General features: G+C 60.2%; 22 protein-coding genes. 6 read left to right on the top strand and 16 right to left on the bottom strand.

The features are described from left to right. Positions 1-20 precede the first annotated feature (20 nt). Positions 21-260, top strand: a complete 240-nt coding sequence (locus ACYQ54_RS03245) for a DUF1127 domain-containing protein (protein WP_460079279.1) — start codon at positions 21-23, stop codon at positions 258-260. Between the two features lie 123 nt (positions 261-383). Here ACYQ54_RS03245 and ACYQ54_RS03240 read toward each other — a convergent pair whose 3' ends face one another. Continuing rightward, a complete protein-coding gene (locus tag ACYQ54_RS03240; protein WP_460079276.1) occupies positions 384-920 on the bottom strand; it encodes a peroxiredoxin-like family protein in 537 nt (178 codons plus the stop codon). A gap of 107 nt (positions 921-1,027) precedes the next feature. On the opposite strand from ACYQ54_RS03240, the gene ACYQ54_RS03235 reads away from it, so the two are divergent. Further along, a complete protein-coding gene (locus ACYQ54_RS03235) occupies positions 1,028-1,831 on the top strand; it encodes an AraC family transcriptional regulator (RefSeq protein WP_460079274.1) in 804 nt (267 codons plus the stop codon). Between the two features lie 467 nt (positions 1,832-2,298). On the opposite strand, the gene ACYQ54_RS03230 is transcribed toward ACYQ54_RS03235, so the two are convergent. The 6 genes from ACYQ54_RS03230 to purC all read right to left on the bottom strand — a co-directional run bounded on the left by ACYQ54_RS03230 (position 2,299) and on the right by purC (position 5,168). Then, positions 2,299-2,553 carry a DUF2164 domain-containing protein gene (locus tag ACYQ54_RS03230; protein ID WP_460079273.1) on the bottom strand — a complete coding sequence of 85 codons (255 nt, stop codon included), beginning with the start codon at positions 2,551-2,553 and terminating at the stop codon, positions 2,299-2,301. Between the two features lie 20 nt (positions 2,554-2,573). Then, complete coding sequence (gene purQ, locus ACYQ54_RS03225) at positions 2,574-3,239, bottom strand: phosphoribosylformylglycinamidine synthase subunit PurQ (protein WP_460079272.1); 666 nt, start codon at positions 3,237-3,239, stop codon at positions 2,574-2,576. An 18-nt stretch (positions 3,240-3,257) separates the two neighbouring features. Then, positions 3,258-3,365, bottom strand: a complete 108-nt coding sequence (locus tag ACYQ54_RS03220; RefSeq protein WP_460079270.1) for a phosphoribosylformylglycinamidine synthase-associated small membrane protein — start codon at positions 3,363-3,365, stop codon at positions 3,258-3,260. A 28-nt stretch (positions 3,366-3,393) separates the two neighbouring features. Further along, the gene (purS, locus tag ACYQ54_RS03215; RefSeq protein WP_460081662.1) at positions 3,394-3,636 is read right to left on the bottom strand and encodes a phosphoribosylformylglycinamidine synthase subunit PurS; all 243 of its coding nucleotides are present in this window, start codon (positions 3,634-3,636) and stop codon (positions 3,394-3,396) included. 106 nt (positions 3,637-3,742) lie between these two features. Beyond that, a complete protein-coding gene (locus ACYQ54_RS03210; RefSeq protein WP_460079268.1) occupies positions 3,743-4,282 on the bottom strand; it encodes a hypothetical protein in 540 nt (179 codons plus the stop codon). A 121-nt stretch (positions 4,283-4,403) separates the two neighbouring features. After that, entirely contained in the window at positions 4,404-5,168 is a 765-nt protein-coding gene (gene purC, locus ACYQ54_RS03205) for a phosphoribosylaminoimidazolesuccinocarboxamide synthase (RefSeq protein WP_460079267.1), read from the bottom strand. 307 nt (positions 5,169-5,475) lie between these two features. Here purC and ACYQ54_RS03200 point away from each other — a divergent pair, with 307 nt between their 5' ends. From ACYQ54_RS03200 to ACYQ54_RS03190, 3 genes are all read left to right on the top strand, one after another. Further along, positions 5,476-5,799, top strand: a complete 324-nt coding sequence (locus ACYQ54_RS03200) for a DUF1476 domain-containing protein (RefSeq protein WP_460079266.1) — start codon at positions 5,476-5,478, stop codon at positions 5,797-5,799. 217 nt (positions 5,800-6,016) lie between these two features. Then, on the top strand, positions 6,017-6,823 hold the full coding sequence (locus ACYQ54_RS03195; RefSeq protein WP_460079264.1) for an HpcH/HpaI aldolase family protein: 807 nt from the start codon (positions 6,017-6,019) through the stop codon (positions 6,821-6,823). A 187-nt stretch (positions 6,824-7,010) separates the two neighbouring features. Beyond that, positions 7,011-7,226, top strand: coding sequence for a hypothetical protein (locus tag ACYQ54_RS03190; RefSeq protein WP_460079262.1), 216 nt, complete (start codon positions 7,011-7,013; stop codon positions 7,224-7,226). Between the two features lie 6 nt (positions 7,227-7,232). On the opposite strand, the gene ACYQ54_RS03185 is transcribed toward ACYQ54_RS03190, so the two are convergent. The 5 genes from ACYQ54_RS03185 to purB form a co-directional block, all read right to left on the bottom strand. Continuing rightward, entirely contained in the window at positions 7,233-7,787 is a 555-nt protein-coding gene (locus tag ACYQ54_RS03185; protein ID WP_460079259.1) for an RBBP9/YdeN family alpha/beta hydrolase, read from the bottom strand. Between the two features lie 161 nt (positions 7,788-7,948). Then, on the bottom strand, positions 7,949-8,446 hold the full coding sequence (locus ACYQ54_RS03180; protein WP_460079257.1) for a BA14K family protein: 498 nt from the start codon (positions 8,444-8,446) through the stop codon (positions 7,949-7,951). 94 nt (positions 8,447-8,540) lie between these two features. Then, positions 8,541-9,290 (bottom strand): metallophosphoesterase family protein, encoded by a 750-nt coding sequence (locus tag ACYQ54_RS03175; RefSeq protein ID WP_460079254.1) that lies wholly within the window; start codon positions 9,288-9,290, stop codon positions 8,541-8,543. Between the two features lie 3 nt (positions 9,291-9,293). Further along, on the bottom strand, positions 9,294-9,695 hold the full coding sequence (locus ACYQ54_RS03170; RefSeq protein WP_460079251.1) for a DUF4260 domain-containing protein: 402 nt from the start codon (positions 9,693-9,695) through the stop codon (positions 9,294-9,296). Between the two features lie 228 nt (positions 9,696-9,923). Next, positions 9,924-11,252, bottom strand: a complete 1,329-nt coding sequence (gene purB, locus ACYQ54_RS03165) for an adenylosuccinate lyase (protein WP_460079249.1) — start codon at positions 11,250-11,252, stop codon at positions 9,924-9,926. Positions 11,253-11,410: 158 nt separating this feature from the next. Between purB and ACYQ54_RS03160 the strand changes: the two genes are divergently transcribed. After that, positions 11,411-11,893, top strand: a complete 483-nt coding sequence (locus ACYQ54_RS03160) for an NUDIX hydrolase (protein WP_460079247.1) — start codon at positions 11,411-11,413, stop codon at positions 11,891-11,893. 18 nt (positions 11,894-11,911) lie between these two features. On the opposite strand, the gene ACYQ54_RS03155 is transcribed toward ACYQ54_RS03160, so the two are convergent. From ACYQ54_RS03155 to ACYQ54_RS03140, 4 genes are all read right to left on the bottom strand, one after another. Further along, positions 11,912-13,489: an APC family permease gene (locus ACYQ54_RS03155; RefSeq protein ID WP_460081659.1), complete on the bottom strand. Its 1,578-nt coding sequence runs from the start codon at positions 13,487-13,489 to the stop codon at positions 11,912-11,914. Between the two features lie 347 nt (positions 13,490-13,836). Then, positions 13,837-14,508 (bottom strand): ribulose-phosphate 3-epimerase, encoded by a 672-nt coding sequence (gene rpe / locus ACYQ54_RS03150; RefSeq protein ID WP_460079246.1) that lies wholly within the window; start codon positions 14,506-14,508, stop codon positions 13,837-13,839. A 122-nt stretch (positions 14,509-14,630) separates the two neighbouring features. Next, complete coding sequence (locus tag ACYQ54_RS03145; protein WP_460079244.1) at positions 14,631-15,413, bottom strand: DUF2259 domain-containing protein; 783 nt, start codon at positions 15,411-15,413, stop codon at positions 14,631-14,633. A gap of 69 nt (positions 15,414-15,482) precedes the next feature. After that, positions 15,483-16,448, bottom strand: a complete 966-nt coding sequence (locus ACYQ54_RS03140) for a sodium:proton symporter (protein ID WP_460079242.1) — start codon at positions 16,446-16,448, stop codon at positions 15,483-15,485. Between the last annotated feature and the right edge of the window lie 40 nt (positions 16,449-16,488).

Here is a 16,488-nt window from a genome sequence, read left to right as displayed (position 1 = left end):
TCACCCTGGAGATGTCTCAAATGAGTTCAATCGAAACAATATCCGGGCGCCCGATATCGCGCCTCCGGATTCCCGGCGGTCTCGCCAAAACCGCTTTCAGGTCTTTTAGGGACTGGTTCGTCAGGCGCCGGACCCGCCTGGAGCTTCTGGAATTGTCAGACGCGGCCCTTGAGGACCTCGGACTGACCCGGGAGGCAGCACTTGCCGAGGCAATGCGCCCCTTCTGGGATACCGAAAGCCGGCGCAAGGGCCGGTATTGATGCGGAGATCGTTGACGATCCCCCCGGACAAGGACCTGCTTCCCCTCGCAAGTCTTTGTTGATGCCGGACACGATGCAGCCCGTGTCCGGCATCCTTGTTTTTGCTACAGTTTTGGCGCGCCGTCAGACCGCGCCGGTATATTCACCGCGTCCCGGATAGTCGTTCTTCTGAACGAAATCGAGTGCACCGACCATTTCCTGGAAGTGCGGACGCACGAAAGGCATGGTCTGGACGGAGGCGAAGTAGAGCGTCCCGTCCGGTTTCACCAGAAAGACGCCCGGCTCGGAAAAGAGCGCAGGCTCCTCAATGCCGATCGACGTGGTGCCGCGGCTGGTGGAGATATAAAGACCCCACTCCTTGGCAACGCTCAACGGCAGGCCGTATCCGAAGCGCAGATCCGCATGGCCGACCTTTTCCGCCATCTTTTCGGTGCGGTCCTTGTCATCCGACGAAATCGCGATGGTCTTGACGCCCTTTGCCGCGAAATCGGCGGTCAGGCGGCCCAGTTCCTTCAGGTAGGTGGCGCAGATCGGACAATGCAGGCCGCGATAGAAGACCACGAGCGTCGCGAATTCCGCATTATCCGTGGACAGATCGAACGAACCGGAGCTCAGGGTTTCGACCGTCAGGCCGGGAACCGGTTGGCGTGGAACAAGCATGTTTTCCTCATTTGGCTGGGCAAGGCTTCACATTTCCCTGCCGATGACTGTAAGGTAGTGAACGAAAGCGCTATAAACATTCTGAAAAGATGCTCAGGAGTACGGAAATGTCGGTCCCTTATCGCACGTCCTTCAATGGCAGGCTGGACCGGCTGTCTTCGCTCATCGATCGGCTACGCGTACAGGTGGCCATCTCATTGTCCACCGACGACGACGACAGTCGCGATGCCAATCTGCGGATCTATGACAGCCCTGCGAGAGGACAGAGGCTGGTTTTCTGTCCGGTCCGGGATGGCGCAGCCGGACTGTCCGGAATGGAGGCCGCCGACGACGAGACGTCGCTCGTCGCGGCCCGGATCACGATCTCAGGTGTCGGCAGGCAACTTGTCAGCGCCCTGCCGGACTGCATTTCAGTGCCGATGTCGGAAGACCCGTATCTCACCGCCGTGGTGACTCCGCTGATTGAGGAAGCCACCATGCCCAGATGCGGCGGGCAGGCTGCGTTCCAGCGCCTGTGCGAAGTGGTGGTGATCCGCCTGCTGCGCCATGCCATGGAAGAAGGCAAGGCCGATACGGGCCTTTTGAACGGCCTTGCGAATCCGCGGATCGCAGCCGCCCTGGTGGCAATTCACGAGGTGCCCGGAGAACCCTGGACGCTGGAGAAACTGGCCGAGACGGCAGGCATGTCGCGCACCCAGTTCGCGGTGACCTTCAAGGAACTCGTCGGGACGACACCCATGGGCTACCTCTCCAACTGGCGGCTTGACATTGCCCGCTCGGAGCTGGAAACCGGACGGCAGGTCAAGGCCGTTGCAAGCCTGTGCGGCTTTGCCAGCCCAGCAGCCTTTTCCAGAGCCTTCTCCCGCCGGTTCGGCTATTCTCCCAAGCAAAAGCGCAGCCAGGCGGCTTGAACCGTCTGTTCGCTGAACCTCACTAGCCCCCGCTTGTCATCCCGGTTTGGCGCAAAGCGCCAAGACCGGGATCCAGTAGTCGTGGGAGCTGGCAGGTTCATGCGATGTGACCGAGGCAGCCGGTTACTGGATCCCCGCCTTCGCGGGGATGACAACGAGAGTGGAAGGCAGTTTAGGTTCGTGAGGCGCTGGCTGATTGGAGCGCGCGAGAGTACCGCATTCACACTTCGATGGTCAGGCTACAGCGTCTTTCCCAGCCCGCTTGTCATCCCGGTTTGGCGCAGAGCGCCAAGACCGGGATCCAGTAGCCTTCAGGGCTGACGGGATGGGTAAAGCAGCGGTCCAGGCGGCCGTTTACTGGATCCCCGCCTGCGCGGGGATGACAAGGAGGCTGGGAGTAGGGTGCGCCCGGCGCAGCGGAAATCAATGTGGACGGTACGAACCAACGCCACGTCGCCCAGTGCAGTTCAGCCGCGTTCCTGGACCGGTTTTTCCAGGGCGTAAATTTCGTCGTTGATGTCGTCGACCTTGCGGGCGAGCAGCGCCTGAGCGTCTTTGAGGCCAAGGTTATAGAACCTGGCCCCCAGGCTCGACGTCAGGAAATCGACCAGCAATTCGGCATCCATGTTGCCGATGTCGATATCCAGGTCGGTTTCGAGATAGCGCTTGATCTCGGAGGCGAGGCGGGTTCTGGCGTCCTTGTCGAGTGTCAGGTCCGTCATGCCCGCCTCCCGGATGGTTTTCAGGCTGCTTCCAGCAGGCTTTCGAACAGGAGGCGTCCGTCGAGGCCGCCGTTGAGCGGCTCGATCAGGTTTTCCGGGTGCGGCATCATGCCAAGAACGTTGCCCCTGGCATTCGTGATGCCGGCAATGTCGTTGATGGAGCCGTTCGGATTGGTGTCTCCGGCGTAACGGAACACGACCTGGCCGTTGTCTTCAATCTGCTTCAGCGTGTCGGCATCGGCAAAGTAGTTGCCGTCGTGATGGGCAACCGGGCAGCGCCAGACCTGGCCCTTTTCGAACTTCGACGAAAACCTTGTCGCGGTGTTGACCGTTTCCATCAGGACTTCGCGGCAGACGAAGGTGAGACCGGCATTGCGCATCAGGGCGCCCGGCAGCAGGCCTGCCTCGGTCAGGATCTGGAAGCCGTTGCAAACACCGAGTACGGCAACGCCGCTATCGGCCTTGGCCACAAGGTCCTTGAGGATCGGGGAGCGGGCCGCGATCGCGCCGGAGCGCAGGTAGTCGCCGTAGGAAAAGCCGCCGGGGACAACCACGAGATCCACATCCGGCAGGGTGCTTTCGGTGTGCCAGACGCTCTGCGGCCTGGTTCCAGTGATCAGTTCCAGCGCATGGAACATGTCACGGTCGCGGTTGGAGCCGGGGAAAACGATGACTGCGGTTTTCATTTGGGCAATCCAGTCGGTTCAGAGCAGAACAAATACGGCTATCAGGGCCGCGATTGCAGGCACCAGGATGAATATCGCCGCTTTGGTGGCCATGAAGATCAGGGCCTTGCGGGTATCGTCATCCATCGGCGGTGCCCCGGTGTTGAAGTCTCTCTCAGTCGATTTCGATCGAGTAGTTCTCGATAACGGTGTTGGCGAGCAGCTTTTCGCACATCTGCTCCAGTTCAGCCTTGGCGGCTGCCTTGTCGGAACCGGTCAGTTCGACATCGAACACCTTGCCCTGACGAACGGAGCCGACGTCGCCGAAACCGAGGCCGCCGAGCGCACCTTCGATGGCTTTTCCCTGAGGATCGAGAACACCGTTTTTCAGGGTGACGATCACACGTGCTTTCATGATTGGGATCTCCGCAGCAGACTGCAGATTCTGCAGTTGAATGACTTTGGGGCTCCCCATACACGAGGAGCCCCATTTGCGAAAGGCCTGTGTGCAGAAAACCTGCGATTTACGGCACGCGTCTGATCGTTGTCTGCTTCAGGAAGCGGCTCAGATTTGCATTTGCCCTGGAGCTTGATGTCGCAAAGGACGCAACGGCGCTGCCGCGGTCGTTTTGAACGATGATGCGCGCAGAGACATATACGTTGCCCTTGTCCGTCCGGTACCGGGCAGTCATGTCGAAGCCGGAATAGGTTTTTGTGACGACACGGCGATTGGTCTTGAAGCGCACCTGGCCCTTAGAGGCCACATTGGCGATGTTGCCGACGGCATTCATCAATTCGGCAGAAAGCAGGTTTTCCCGGATGGCCGTTTCGATATCGCCTTTGACCTTGATCGGGCCCACCACGACAACTTCAGGCGATTTGCATTTGGACGGCAGGCAAACATAGACGGCCTTGTTGCCGCTTTGCTTGCTGGCCCAACCCTTGGGTGCAAAGCTGGAGGAAATGCTGCCGGGCTTCAGGCCCGAGGTTTGACAGGCTGCAAGAAGACCGCACAGGAGTACAATCGATGCAGCTTTGAAAATGGAAGAAAATCTAAAAGACATGACGCCCCCTTGTAAAACAAGGAGGCGTCATATTTGACAATACCGCTGGTTGCAATCCTGACGTTGAGACAGGTCGAGGCGATTGCCCCGGCCTGTGTCATTGCTGCATCAGCGGCGGGTCTTACTTGACCAGGGTCGGTCCGGTACCTGCCGGGCGCTCGTTGGTCATCATGATCCCGAGCCGCTTGGCAACTTCCTGGTAGGCTTCCAGCATCCCGCCCAAGTCGCGGCGGAAGCGGTCCTTGTCCATCTTGTCGTTGGTCTCGATGTCCCAGAGGCGGCAGCTGTCCGGGGAGATCTCGTCGGCGACGACGATGCGCATCATGTCGCCTTCGAACAAACGGCCGCATTCGATCTTGAAATCGACGAGGCGGATGCCGACGCCCAGGAAGAGGCCGCACAGGAAGTCGTTGACGCGGATGGCGAGGGCCATCATGTCGTCAAGTTCCTGCGGGGTTGCCCAACCGAAAGCGGTGATATGCTCTTCGGCGACCATCGGGTCGTTGAGCTCATCGTTCTTGTAGTAGAATTCGATGATGGAGCGCGGCAGCTGAGTGCCTTCTTCCAGGCCCAGGCGGGTGGCGATGGACCCGGCGGCGACGTTGCGCACGACCACTTCAAGCGGAATGATCTCGACTTCCCGGATCAGCTGTTCGCGCATGTTAAGGCGGCGAATGAAGTGAGTCGGGATGCCGATGGCATTCAGATGGTTGAAGATATATTCGGAAATCCGGTTGTTGAGCACGCCTTTGCCGTCAACAATCTCGTGTTTCTTGTTGTTGAAGGCGGTCGCGTCGTCCTTGAAGTGCTGAACCAGGGTTCCCGGTTCCGGACCTTCGTACAGGATCTTGCCCTTACCTTCGTAAATGCGCCGGCGGCGGTTCATTGGCTATACCGTATCTTTTAGAGAAACCTTTGACGGGACATGCTTACCTTGTCTGAAAATCAGCCGGGACGATGTCCGTCAACCGGCCGATGCTTGAAGGCAGCTGGCCCTGTTTTGCGGCGCGGAACTTACCCGAAGCCGGGCAAAAGTACAATCTTATGTTTCCGGAGAGTTCGCAGACCGGTTATGCTTTTGACGCATGCGTGTACGTACTGCGTTGATTTGATCGCCTTGCGGGGATATGCAAGAGACCAAATCAGCCCCATATGGGGTGAAGTGCATCAGCGCAGTTCAGGAGACGATGAGTATGAGCACATTCGACAAGCGCGAGCAGGGATTTGAAAACAAGTTCGCGCATGACGAGGAGCTGCGGTTCAAGGCGACCGCGCGCCGCAACAAGTTGCTGGGTTTGTGGGCAGCTGGTCTTCTGGGCTTTGAAGGCGAGAAGGCCGACGAATACGCCAAGGAAGTTGTCCGGTCCGATTTTGAAGAGCCGGGCGAGGAAGACGTGTTCCGCAAGCTTCGCGAAGATTTCGATACAAACAACGTCGAGCAGTCCGATCATCAGATTCGCCGCACAATGGACGAACTGATGCACACGGCAATCGACCAGTTGCAGAAAGAAGGCTGATCGAAGCCTGCTTCGACCAAGATCTTGAAACGCCCGCCGGATACGGCGGGCGTTTTGCGTTGTCCGGAAGCCTTGCCGGCAGACACGGACTGTCAGCGGCACAGAAGAAAGTCGCTTTCTCCATTTGCGTCAACCAAGCTTCCAGAATTGCAAAAAGAGCGCTTGCGGTTGTGTAGGCAGACGGATTTGATACCTCCTCTAACGGAGGAGTCGTCCCGTGTCAGAAAATGCCTTTCTTGCCGACAAATTGCGTTCCGGAAAAGCCGTCATCACCGGCTGGTCCCAATTGTCCGCACCCATGGTTCCGGAGCTGTTTGCGCGCTCGGGCTACGAGGCGGTGACACTCGATCTTCAGCACGGCATGTATGATTTTGCCTCCGCCTGCGAGGCAATGGCTGCCATTGCCCTGGCCGGGGCACATCGCATCGCCCGCATCCCCGTCGGTGACAACGCTCTTGCCGGCCGTCTGATCGACATGGGTGCCGATTGCATCATCGCTCCGATGATCAATTCCTTCCGGGATGCGGACACTTTTGCACGGGCCGTCAAATATCCGCCGGTGGGCGAGCGCAGCTGGTCGCCATTCCGGGCAGCCATGCTGAGCGGGCAGACACGGGACCAGTATCTGGAAAACGCCAATGCCCAGACCCTGGCCTTTGCCATGATCGAAACCCAGGACGCCATCGACGCGCTTGACGAGATTCTGAGTGTCGAAAGTCTCGACGGCGTGTTCGTCGGCCCGAGTGATCTTTCTCTCGCGTTGTCGAAAGGCGCGTCACTTGACCCGAACGGGGCCCATACGGGAGAGGTTGCCGGAGAGATTGCGGAAAAGGCCATTGCCGCTGGTAAACTTGCCGGGATTTTCTGCCTCAATGCCGACAAGGTCGAGGAAGCCTACAATCAGGGTTTCCGGCTGATGTCGCACGGGGTCGACACGCTCTTTCTCGATCATTCCGCCCGGGGTGCGCTCAAGGAAGTTGCCTGGCTTTCAGAGCCCGGCGCAGGACCGACCGCCGGCTATTGATGCAGGATATTCGCGCACGTATTTGACTTGGGTCAATGCTGTAAGTTTCGTTATTACGCAAGTAATGAAATATTGAAACCGCGACGGTTCTGAGCTTTAACGGCAAGGGTGATTATGTCTCATAATCATCGCTGCTAACCGTGGTGCTCAGGACGGAGAACCGCCGCTTTCCCGATGGGAGACCCTCATGTGGAAACTGGCATTGATCCTGTTCATCATCATCGGCCCGACGCTTGCGGGCCTTGGAGCTCTGGTTCCGTTGTCGATCTATGGTGTCGGCGACTTCAACGCACTGCTGCTTGTCGGCGGCGCGGCGGCAGGCGCCGCGCTTGCCATTCCGGTGAGCTATTGGGTGGCCACACGGGTCGGAGCGCTGATGGACGCATCGTCCGCGCGCGCGTGAGCGCCGTCAGCCAAGCTTTTTCATGAAATGGGCGAAGGACATCATGCCTTCCGGCCAGGGGCCGTGGCCGCTTTCCAGGGTGATGTGGCCCGCGGCCCCGGCATCCTGGAAGGTGGTGCCCCAGACCTTGGCAAAGTGCTCGGCGCGTGCATAGTCGCAATAAGGATCGTCCCGGCTGGCAACAAGATGCGCCGGGAACGGCAGCGGGTGCTCCGGAATGGGCTTGAAATCACCGCCATCGAACTCGGCCACTAGTCCCTCGCGGTCCCAATCGGACGGCGCGACCAGATAAGCGCCGGCGATCTTGCCCTTCAGCGCATGAGCGCCATGGGCAACCAGGATGCAGCCAAGCGAGTGGGCGACAAGCACGACAGGCCGCTCGGCAGCATCGATTGCCTCGACAAGCGTTTCCAGCCATTCCTTCTTGTTAGGGCGGTGCAGTTCGGCCTGTTTCACGACCTGGGCTGTCGGCATCTTGTCGCGCCAGCGCAGCAGCCAGTGGCCCGGCAACGTCCGACCGTAACCTGGAACAAGCAGAATATCGGTGTCTGAAATTTTCACGGGCTACACCTTTTGTTTCGCTTTCAAGGATGTGCCGCTCTCTCGCAGTTTTTCCGTGCGCTTGTCAATCGGTGCAGGCAATGGGGGGATGACGATTGAAGGGAATGCAAAAAGAGCCGGCCCTGGGGACCGGCTCTTCGTTTGGCAAGCGTTGGCAGCACTCACGGCCCGTAGGGCGAGACGCATGCACGGCGCGGTCCGTGATAAGGCTGGAAGCTGTTGTCGACTGGACGGTAGGACCGGTAGCGCTGGCCGCACCACTGATAGTGGGCAGGGCTGTAGCCACGGCCATATCGCGGCGGAGCAGCGTAGCGGGGCGGGGCAACATAGCGGGGTGCGGGGGCGACGCCGAAGCCGAACGTGAAGGCCGCCGGCGGGAACCACCAACCGTTGTAGCGACGATACCCCTGGCGATACTTCCGATATCCCCGGTGGCCGTTGTAATAGTGGCGGCCCTTACGGTTGTAGTAGCCGCGATGGGGATTGTGACCTCGCCTGTGGTCGACCTGTATGACGTTTGCCGGGGCGTCCGATTGCGTCTGAACCCGCGCGGGCGCAGGCTGGTAGAACGGCAGCGGAGCGGCGAAGGATGGCAGAGCCAGGCACAAGGCGAAACCGCCGATAGCTGCATGACTTAAAACGGATTTCCAAAACGGCATCACTTACTCCATGGTACTCATGGATAGAAAACGTGGACCGTCCGGCTTCGTTCCGCGAAAGTGTCATGCTCCGTCAATTGTGATCGCAGCTCTCTCAGGAAAGAGGGCCGTAAAACCCGTGTTTCAGCGACCGTGCCCAGCCCGGACGCCCGTTTTTCTGTGCTTCTGCCGACGCCTTGTCCCAATCGTAGGTCAGGATCTTTTCCTGAAAGTTCCAGGCACCGTGGTTGTTGGTCATCAGGGCATAGCGGGCGTGCGGACTTCCGGCTTCCATGACATGCCGGTGCGGGTGGTCGTCTTCGTAGGACGGCAGGCCGACGCTGCCGGGATTGAGCAGCACCTGCCCGGTTTTCTGCAACCGGATGACCCTGGGAATGTGCGTATGACCGCAGCAGACAACAGGGGCCGTCTCGCCCTTCAGTTCCGCAAGCAAGGTGGTTTCGTCCGGAAGATGTCCTTTCGGTCCTTCCACTTTTTCGGTCAGGTAGCGGTCGTCATTGTCCGGCGTGCCATGGCACAGAAAAATCTCGTCGGTCAGGCGGATGGTCGGTTGGCTTGTTGCCAGCCAGTCGCGGCTTGCCCGGGACAGACGCTCTGCGGCAAACACGTCGGTCGGTCCCATCGTCTCGATCGGATTGTCCAGGACGATGCGGTCGTGGTTGCCGCGCACGGTCGGCCAGGCGGTCTCGCGCAGGATGGTTGCGGTTTCCTCCGGCCAGAGCGGACCGGAAATGCAATCGCCCAGATTGACGATCATGTCCGGTGCTTCCAGCTTCAGGTCTGCCAGCACGGCTTCAAGGGCCAGGACATTGCCGTGAATGTCCGACACAACGGCGATTTTCATGGTTCAGCTATCCTGTCGGCCGATCCGGCCAAGGTGGGTGATCTTGAACCCTTCCGGGTTCTTCAGGCCGTAACCCAGAACCCGGTCAAACGCAATGTGGGCCGTCCAGATGATCGAGATCGGAGCAAAATCCCAGAAGGCGTAAGGGTCAAAATCGTAGTCGGTGAGGATCACGCCTAGACCCATCATGAGGGCCGGGCCGGCATAGGTATGGAAGAGATTGTAGATCAGGGCACCGATGCGCGGATTGGCGAGATAACCCAGCATCGACAGGTCGGGCAGCAGAAAGAGAATGACGAATGTCAACCAGGGTGCCCCGGTCCAGAAATAGAGGACCAGCGCGGCAAGAAAGACGAACAGCGCCTCGACGCGCTGCCAGGCAACAAGGGACTTTTCGCCGGACACAACCGAACTCCCTTCTCAAGAGAAAAGTGAGGCGAATGCCTGCGGGCATCGCTGACTTCGTTTTACATTCCGGTGCCATCCCGGCCAAACGAAGTGCGAGCCGGGACCGGAGAGCCACAGGCTTTGCCGTGGCACTCCCGTTGCGTTGGAAATACCCTGGCTCTCCGATCCCGGATCTACGCTTCGCAGCGTCCGGGAGGACGAACCGACCGGTTTTCCAATGGCGAATTACGCTTCGCCGAACACCCGTTCGAAGATCACATCGACATTCTTGGTGTGATAGCCAAGATCGAAGCGGTCACGAATTTCTTCTTCGGACAGATACTTGCGCACATCCTGGTCGTTCAGCAGTTCGGTCAGGAAGTCGACGGAGGCTGCACCTGCCACCTGGTAGCTGTCCCAAACCTTCATGGCATTGCGCTGCACCAGGCGGTAGGCATCCTCGCGGGAGGAGCCGGCCTGGGTGAGGGCAAGCAGGATGCGCTGGGAGTGCACCAGACCGCCGAGACGGTCCATGTTGCCGATCATGCGCTCCGGATAGACCAGCAGCTTGTCGATGACACCGGTAAGGCGGGCAAGCGCGAAATCCAGGGTGATGGTCGCGTCAGGACCGATCATGCGCTCGACGGAGGAATGCGAAATGTCGCGCTCGTGCCAGAGCGCCACGTTTTCCATGGCCGGGATCGAGAAGCCGCGGACGATACGGGCCAGACCGGTCAGGTTCTCGGTCAGGACCGGGTTGCGCTTGTGCGGCATGGCCGACGAGCCCTTCTGGCCCTTGGAGAAGAATTCTTCCGCTTCCAGAACCTCGGTGCGCTGAAGATGGCGGACTTCCGTTGCCACACGCTCGATGGAAGAGGCGATCACGCCCAGGGTCGCGAAATACATGGCGTGGCGGTCACGCGGGATCACCTGGGTGGAGACGGGTTCGGCCTGAAGGCCCATGGCCTTGGCGACGTGTTCTTCCACCGCCGGGTCGATGTTGGCGAATGTACCGACCGCGCCGGAAATGGCGCAGGTGGCGATTTCCTCACGAGCGGCCAGAAGGCGCTTCTTGCAGCGGTCGAACTCGGCATAGGCTTCGGCCATCTTCAGGCCAAAGGTCACCGGCTCGGCATGGATGCCGTGGGACCGGCCGATGCAGACCGTGTCCTTGTGTTCCATCGCCCGGCGCTTGATCGCGGCGAGCAGTGCGTCCATGTCGGCCAACAGCATGTCGGTTGCCTTGACCAGCTGCACGTTGAAGCAGGTGTCGAGGACGTCGGAAGAGGTCATGCCCTGGTGCACGAAACGGGCATCGGGACCGACGATCTCGGCCAGATGGGTCAGGAAGGCGATGACGTCGTGCTTGGTCTCACGCTCGATCTCGTCGATACGGTCGATGTCGAACGTGGCGCTGCCACCCTTTTCCCAGATGGTCTTGGCCGCTTCCTTCGGAATGACCCCGAGTTCAGCCAGAGCGTCGCAGGCGTGGGCCTCGATCTCGAACCAGATGCGGAACTTCGATTCCGGCGACCAGATGGCAACCATGTCGGGACGGGAATAGCGCGGGATCATCGGCGAATGGACCTCATGTATGGAAATTCTGGCTGCGGAATAGCAGAGGGGCGCTGCCCCTTCAATGAGGAGAGGCGGTTTTTGCTTGCAGCAAGGTGCTCGAATGTGAATTTTACGGTGCACACGATGGCGATACGACTGTCTTTGAGGAGACACGGATGACGATCTGGCGGCCGGCTAACACGATTGCGGTCAAGGCGCTTGCCTTGATCTGGCAGGACGACGCGCTGCTCTTGTCCGAAGTTCGTAACGACACCGGCCGTATTACCGGCATGCGGCCGCTGGGCGGGACGGTGGAGTTCGGCGAACCCTGGCGGGACACGCTTCAGCGTGAGTTTCTGGAAGAGCTTGGCGCCAGGATCACCCTGCTCGACGACTACATCGTGATGGAGAACATCTACGATCATCACGGCGTTACAGGCCATGAAGTCTTGTTCCTGTGCCACGCCCATTTCATCGACAACAGCTACTACCGGATGGATACGATCGTTTACGACATAAACGACGATACCGTCGGGACGGCGCGCTGGATCACGCTGGACGAACTGGCTGCCAAGGGGCTCGAACTCTATCCCTCAGGATTGAAGGACAGACTGCCGGGGCAGACCGGAAAACCTGTTCCGGGCCGCCGGTTCAGCTGAGCCGGATCCCGGCAGGCCTCACGTGGCGTTGCCGTATTCCATGCGCTCGTCGGCCTTTTCCTCGGCCATGTAAAGATCGAACTTGTCCTGGTGGAGCCTCAGACGAACCGCGAGGATGTAGATCACGACCGCCAGTGCGGAGACCACGGCAATATCCGGCCCGACTGGCAGATAGCCCGCACCGCCGCCAAAGGACCCGAGCCAGGATATCAAGACGAGGCCTGCAAGATAGGGCGCAAGCCAGGCTGCTTCACGCCAGTCGAGGCTGTCGAAACCGCCCCTGCTGTTGCGGTAGATCATCAGCACGAAGCCGATGAGCAGGCAGACGCCGAGATGCAGCATCGTGTCCCAACCGCTCCAGTAGATGATCAGGCTGGCAACCACGAAGGCAAGGCACCCCGTAACAGGCGCTGCCGGCAGAACGAATGCGCGGGGCACATCGGACATCAGATGGCGGAAGGCCAGCACGGCAACAGGGCCGACGACAAAGGACAACACGATGGAAGACGTGTTGAGGGCGATCACTTCGTTGAACGGCAGAATGAAAAAGAACAGCGTGGAGACGACGAAGTTGATCAAAAGCGCAAACAGTGGCACGCCGCGCGCCGACAGGGTTTCCATGAATTTCGGAAACAGGCCGTTCTGAGCCATCGCCAGACCGAGACGGGCGTTCGAGCCGACGGAGACGAGCGCCGAGGCGAAACTGGAAATGCGGGCGCTGCTGTCCAGAATGCTGACGATCCAGAGGGCCCCGACGGCGGTTGCGAGCGCTGCCATGGGGCCAAGTTCGCCGGGGAAACTGAGCGCCGCCCAGCCTTGCTTGAGTTGCGACTGATCGAGAGCGCCAAGAAAGGCGAGCTGCAGGCCGCCATAGATCAGGAGGCAGACCACAAGGCTGATCACCAGTGCCAAAGGCACATTCACTTTCGGATTGCGGGCCTCGCCCGCCATGTCGATCACGTGCCGGAAACCGATCAGGGCGAAGATTACGCCACCGGTGGAAATCGCCGACAGGATGCCTTTCAAACCTTCCGGAGCGAAACCGCCATATTCGCTGAAATTGGCGTATCGGAACTCGGACGTGAGGATGACGGCTGCCAGCAGGGCCGGAACCAGGATCTTCACCCAGGTCAGCGCGGTGTTGAGACGGGCGAAAAAACGCACACCAAACGCGTTGAGCACGGTAAAGACTGCCAGGAGAACGCAGGCCACGGCCAACCCGGCGGGGCTGAGCAGTTCACCCGACCCGTACAGCCAGGGCGCAAGGCTCTTGGAGTAGCGCAGCACGGCCTCCACCTCGATGGTGGCGGTGGTGTTGTAGCCGACCCACGCTGTCCAGCCCATTGTCACGGAGACAACCGACCCGTGGGAGAAATGTGGCACCCGTCCGATGCCGCCTGCAACTGGCAGGATTGTCGCGATTTCGGCGAAAGTGGCGGCCAGAAGCAGCATGGCAAAGCCGCCGATTACCCAGGCAATTAGCGCCGATGGCCCGGCCGCCTGCGCGGCCATCAATGGGGCGAAAAGCCAGCCAGATCCGAGAATTCCGCTGATCGCCACAAAGGTGAGACCCAGCAGACCGATACTGCGTTGCATATGCGCCAAGACGATTCCCCCAGTCTTTAACGGGGGAAGCTTAACCGAGGGATTGTCTCGACGGAAAGACGCGATGTGGAAGTATTTGGCATGTGTCCGGCAGTCAGGGGTGAAGCCGGTGCCTGGAGCCCATCTTTCGAGACGGACCTGGCGGTCCTCCTCAAGATGAGGGGGATCGTGTGGAAAGTCTGACGTGCAAGTTGCCTCACAGCCTCACAGCCTCACAGCCCCCACCACCTCATCCTGAGGAAGGCTGAAAGCCTGTCTCGAAGGATGGGCCGCTTGCTCAGGTTGTTACCTGAAGAATTCCCGTCGACCAAAGCGCGTTCTCACGCTGAACGCCGGCCTCAAGCTTCTTCTGCAGCCTTCCGGATCGCCGAGATATTGCCGGCATAGCTTTCCACCGTGCCGCCCTTGAAGACGGCTGAGCCTGCCACGAGAACATTGGCACCGGCAGCAGCCACCAGCGGGGCGGTTTCCGGGGTGACACCGCCGTCGATCTGGAGATCGATCGGGCGGTCGCCGATCATCTGGCGGATGCGGCGGGTCTTTTCTACCTGGGAGTGGATGAATTTCTGGCCGCCGAAACCGGGGTTGACCGTCATCACCAGAATGAGGTCCAGCCGGTCGAGCACATATTCAAGGACGCTTTCCGGTGTGGACGGGTTCAGCGAGACGCCGGCCTTCTTGCCCAGATTGCGGATGGCCTGCAGCGAGCGGTCGAGATGCGGACCGGCCTCGGCATGAACGGTGATGATGTCGGACCCGGCCTTGGCGAAGGCTTCCAGGTAAGGATCGCAAGGGGCGATCATCAGGTGGGTGTCGAAGACCTTGTCCGTGTGTGGGCGCAGCTTGGCGATGACATCCGGGCCGAAGGTGATGTTCGGCACGAAATGGCCGTCCATCACGTCGAGATGGATCCAGTCGGCTCCCGCTTCCACCACATCCCGGACTTCCTGGCCGAGTTTGGAAAAATCGGAGGCGAGGATGGAGGGGGCAATCTTGATGTCGCGCGGCATGGCAAACTCCCGGACAGGCCTGACGGGCCCGTCATAGTCCCGTTTTCTGATGGTGCCGCCGCGCTAGCACTTCTGATGCGGCTGGGCAAGATGCCCGCGCCTGCCTCAATCGGTTTAGAAGCCTAAAGCCGTCCCGTTATCGCCAGATATCTGCGGTCCGGGCCCTCGAAGCCGAGGCTGTCCATCTGAATGAGGATGGCAAAGACCGGAGGGGCTTCGTCAGGAAAATGGGTGACGATCCGCTCGATCCGGTAGGCCAGCGGGCAGCGGCGGCTTTCGGGCAGGCTGTTGTCCTCGTTCAGGATGCGGGTAACGCCGTTATGCACCATGGTCAGCCGGAACCCTTTGGTGTCGGCGCCGTAACTCTGGCACTGGGCATTCGGCAAGGGGTATTCCGAAAGGGTCAGGTCAACAGGATCGTCACCGGACAGGAAACCGTCGCGGGTGGCGACCAGCATCTTGTGGGGATCGGATGTCAATTCCGTGCGTGGATTGAAGCCGACGGTCTGGCCTTTGCCCGCAATGGCTTTTTCCTGCAGCAGGGGCTGCGCGGCAAGACGGTTCTCCGCCCGGGTGCCGGACAGGGCGTTGTCAGCCGCATCGCCCGGACCCGGGTCGACGTCCTTGCGCAGGCGGAAGGGGGAGGGCGGCACCCAGGTATCGCCAATGACGTCGACAACGAAGATTTCCGAATAGGGGAAACCGGAGCCGTCCTGGACGCCGAATTGTTCGAAGGCGAAGAAGTCGCCGTTTCTGGAAAACCCGAGAAGCTGAAGCTCGGCGGTGTCTCCGGCATGCGCAACAGAAGCGAGCCCCGCGCCGGTCAGAACGAGCGTTACAGCTAACAGCAGACTGCGGTTTGTCCAGGCGGTCAGGGTCTTGATGGTGGCAGGCAGAACGGGCACGGCACTTTCCTCATGCGAAGTGTTTGACCTTGCAAGACGTAAGCCTAGCACGTCCGTCTGTCTGGTGGGCTACGTCACAGTTTTGACGTTCAGACGGCAGAACACCCGGACAAAGGGCTTCAGGAACAGCGGCAGCATGTAGATCGGAAACTGCCCGACCGCGAACCACAGCCAGGTGAATTCGGGCAGCGTGCCGCCGAAGGCAGCCACCATCAAACCCATGTTACGGGTGCCGCAGGTGTGGGCAATCGCGTAGGCGTCTTCTCGTGTCGCCGGCGAAAACAGCAGCAGGCTGAGAGCGATCTGCACCAGGGCGAGACAGAAGGTGATGGCGGTGAGGCCCAGCGTGAACAGTGGCTTGGCGGCGAAACTTGCGGCGACGCCGTCCATGGCCGCGATGGCGAACACCAGCAGCAGCAACACATTGAGACCGCTGATGTGATGGGAGGAGCGCGCCAGACGCTCTTCACCGGCGAGTTTGCGAAAGGCAAGCGATACGGCGAAGGCTCCTGTGAGCAGAAGCGACAGCTGTATGGCAAGGCCGCCGACGCTGAGAGGGAGCGCAGGCCCAAGTATCATCTCACCAATGAAGGGGGCCGTCAGCGGGGTGACAATCAGCGCGGCAACGGAAAGCGTCAGGCTGAGGGTACCGTCGAGGCCGAGCAAATAGATGAACGCCGGAGCCGCCATCACCGGTGGAGCGGCAGTTGCGATGAACAGGGCCAGCATCACATCGGGGCCGAGCGCTTCCAGACCCGAGACATCTATCAGGAGCCAGGTCAACAGGGGCGCGCCGAGCATCATCCACAGGAGGGCCGCAATCAGAAGGGCCGGCCGGCGCAGGCGCATCCGGATGGCGAAGGTATCAACCCGCAGAAAGGCCAGTGTCAGCAGGCTGAAGACGGCAACGCTCAGATAGGGGCGCAAATAGGCGGACAGGGCCGGCAAGGCCATGCCGATGAAGATACTCACAGCAAGGGCGGCCGTTCCGTTGCGCCCGATCCATGCCAGGCCTGCACCGCACCGTCGAATCATCTTAAGTTGTCCTCCGAACCGCGAGTTGTGGCAGGCACTT

This window comes from Roseibium sp. LAB1, from assembly GCF_054658235.1.
This window is presented reverse-complemented; position numbering and strand designations above follow the sequence as displayed.